This window comes from Mesorhizobium sp. M1A.F.Ca.IN.020.06.1.1 (assembly GCF_004023265.1).
Classification (GTDB): domain Bacteria; phylum Pseudomonadota; class Alphaproteobacteria; order Rhizobiales; family Rhizobiaceae; genus Mesorhizobium.
Genome location: NZ_RZSR01000765.1, coordinates 1 through 2,951, shown reverse-complemented (window position 1 = coordinate 2,951; position 2,951 = coordinate 1). Strand labels below are relative to the sequence as shown.

The following is a 2,951-nucleotide window of genomic DNA, read 5'->3' as shown; positions in this document are numbered from 1 at the left end:
GCTTGTAGCCGATGTGGCTCGGCTTGAAGCCGACCCGTTCGTAGAAGCGGTGCGCGTCGAGCCGGCTCTTGTTGGTCGTCAGTTGCACCACCCTGCAGCCGCGCTCGCGGCATCTTTCGATCGCCCATTCCAGCAGGCTATGCCCGAGCCCCTCTCCGCGCCGGCTCGCCGCGACGCGCACCGCCTCGATCTGGCCGCGCCAAGCGCCCTGCAACGACAGGCCTGGGGATAAAACTGATCTGCAAGGTGCCGATGACTTCGGCGCCGTCCGTCATCACCGCCAGGAAATGGTTCGGGTTGCCGTCTATGGTCGCGAAGGCGTCCTGATAGGCTTGCGCCAAAGGCACGCTTGCATTCTCGCGGGCGCGGCCAAGCGCGTCATCGGCAAGCATCGCGACGATCGCCGCAAGATCGGCTTTGTCCGCGCGGCGGATCAGGACTTCGCTCATCGTCAAACCTCATGCTGGGCGGGTGACCTTATGCATGGCCCGCCGCCAGCCGCAAACTCGGCAGGCTGGATTACGGACAGTTGATCGCGCCGACCGGCTGGCGGGGCGCTTCGGCTATCGCGGTCTTTCGCTTTCTGGTCTATTGCAAGTCTCCCGCCATCCTCCAGCCGTTTCTTGTCGCCGTATCTCCCATGTCAGGCCTGCTCAGCGATCCCTGGTTCTATGCCGCCGCCATTCCGGCGGTCATCCTCGTCGGCCTGTCGAAGGGCGGCTTCGGCGGCGCCGTAGGCTTCGTCGGCGTGCCGCTGATGGCGCTGGCCATCCCGCCGGTGCAGGCGGCGGCCATCCTGCTGCCGATCCTTTGCCTGATGGACATCGTTTCGGTGTGGACATGGTGGGGCGTCTATGATCGCAAGATGCTGGTCGACATGATGCCCGGCGCCGTCATCGGCATCGGCCTCGGCTGGCTGACGGCGGCCCTGGTGACGGAGGAAATGGTGCGGCTGATCGTCGGCGCGGTCGCGCTGGTCTTCGTCCTGCGCTGGATCTATCTGCAGTTTCGCCACGGCGCCGACCACGAGGTGGAGCCGAACCGCATCGCTGCGGCGTTCTGGGGCATCGTTGCGGGCTTCACCAGCTTCGTCGCCCATGTCGGCGGCCCGCCCTTCCAGGTCTACGCGCTGCCGATCCGGCTCGACCCGAAGGTGCTGTCAGGGACGGCGGCGATCTTCTTCGCCGCTACCAACGCGCTGAAGCTCATTCCCTATTTCGCGCTTGGCCAGTTCGACAGCGCCAATCTCACCGCATCGTTTGCGCTGATGCCGCTGGCGCCGCTTTCCACCATCGCCGGCGCCTGGCTGGTGCGCCGCATGCGGCCGGAGGTGTTTTATCCGTTCACATACGCGACGGTGGCGGTGGTGGCGCTCAAGCTGCTCTGGGATGGTATTGCGGGCCTGATGTGATGGGCAGGGCGGCGCACCGGCGCCGCCCGCTACAGAAGGATCAAGCGGCGCTCGGCACCAGCTGGCGGCCGCCGCCAAGCGCAAGCGCTGCGCCGGACGCGATCACCAGCACCATGCCGGCGAGGATGCCGATGTCGTGAAGCGTAGGCTTCAGCACCATGTCGGCGATGATCACCAGCATCACCGCGTAGTCGAAACGCGCCCAGCGCATCATGCGCTGGCCGATGGCGAGAACCGCCGGCGTCACGCCTTCCTTGGCGACCATGGCCCCCATCCGCTCGCCGGTCGGCTTGAAAACGAGCATGCCGATCGAGAAGGTCGTGGCGTAGCCGACAAGGCCGATGATGATCCACAGGTCGGAAAAGCCAACCCAGAAGCCGCACATGATCAGGCCGAAAATCAGGGTGAGCATCGACATCGGCGCGAAGAAGCGGCCGCCGAGCTCGCCGCTCGCCCGCATCGCTTGCAGCTTGTCCTGGATGTTGCCGGCGCGCTCGGCGAGCACGCCGAGCAGGAACAGGACGAAGCCGCCGCCGACCCACAGGATGGCCGAGACGACGTGAAGGAATTTGACGATCGAATACCAGTCCATGGTGTGCTCCTGCATTTCTTGATCGGTGACGGCGTCGACTGCGCCAGCCCAGAGGAGCGGGCGTTTAGCGCGGAGCGTGTTTCGAAACGATGTCGCGGCGGCGGGGCCGATGTTTCGGCGCCACCATATGCATCCAGGGCTTGATGGCGCGGGAGGAGTCGGGCCGTCCCGTTCCGGCACAGGAAAAGTCCGTTCGCTTGAAAATTCCGCGCGGCGTTAAGGCTTCATTAAGCTTTACAGGCGTTTACTAGGACCATCCAGTTTGTCTGGATTCTTACCGAGTGGTTGGAGCCACTTTGTTTGACGCCTCCCTGTTAAACTCCTGAGAGCCGCCTTATCCGCGGCTCTTTTTTTGCCCGTTGGCCGCCGGCGGGCAGCGCGCCTCGGCGTTAACCGTTTGTTAAACATGCGCTTGCCTTCATGGGCATCGAAGCGCATTTTCAAGCCTCAGTCGTTTAAGGGTGCAGGCCGTATCGGCAAGGATGCCGAATCGGCTTGCGGCAGTGCAGGGGCGTATCGATGAACGAGCCTTCGAAGGGCAGCGCGAAAACCATAAAGCTCGCGGAACGCCGGGTTTTCTCCCAATCCTTTAAGCCGCTTTACCAGGAGGGCATGGGCCTGGTCGAACAGGCGGCCGAATATCTTGACGGCAAGGGCAGGCTCGAAGCCAAGAAGCTGTCGCGCACGGCGGCGACGCTCTATGCGGCCGAATCGATGCGTCTTACCACGAGGCTGATGCAGGTCGCCTCCTGGCTGCTTTTGCAGCGCGCGGCCAATTCCGGCGAGATGACCCGCGACCAGGTCGCCTCGGAAAAATCCAAGGTGCGGCTCGATACCGCCTCCGCGCATGACGAGGCGCTGGGCTGGAGCGAATTGCCAAAGGACTTCCTGGACCTGGTGAGCCGGTCGCTGCGCCTGCAGGCGCTGGTGAAGCGCATGGACGAGGAG

General features: G+C 64.1%; 3 protein-coding genes and 1 pseudogene. 2 read left to right on the top strand and 2 right to left on the bottom strand.

The annotated features are described in order from the left end of the window. A pseudogene (locus EOA60_RS26560) lies at positions 1–449 on the bottom strand (GNAT family N-acetyltransferase); the annotation flags it as partial. A gap of 191 nt (positions 450–640) precedes the next feature. Here EOA60_RS26560 and EOA60_RS26555 point away from each other — a divergent pair. After that, positions 641–1,411, top strand: coding sequence for a sulfite exporter TauE/SafE family protein (locus EOA60_RS26555; RefSeq protein WP_095799968.1), 771 nt, complete (start codon positions 641–643; stop codon positions 1,409–1,411). A 40-nt stretch (positions 1,412–1,451) separates the two neighbouring features. Here EOA60_RS26555 and EOA60_RS26550 read toward each other — a convergent pair whose 3' ends face one another. Continuing rightward, a complete protein-coding gene (locus EOA60_RS26550) occupies positions 1,452–2,003 on the bottom strand; it encodes a DUF2269 family protein (protein WP_095799969.1) in 552 nt (183 codons plus the stop codon). Between the two features lie 519 nt (positions 2,004–2,522). Here EOA60_RS26550 and EOA60_RS26545 point away from each other — a divergent pair. Then, a partial coding sequence (locus tag EOA60_RS26545; RefSeq protein WP_128312148.1) for a DUF1465 family protein occupies positions 2,523–2,951 on the top strand: 429 nt, incomplete at its 3' end.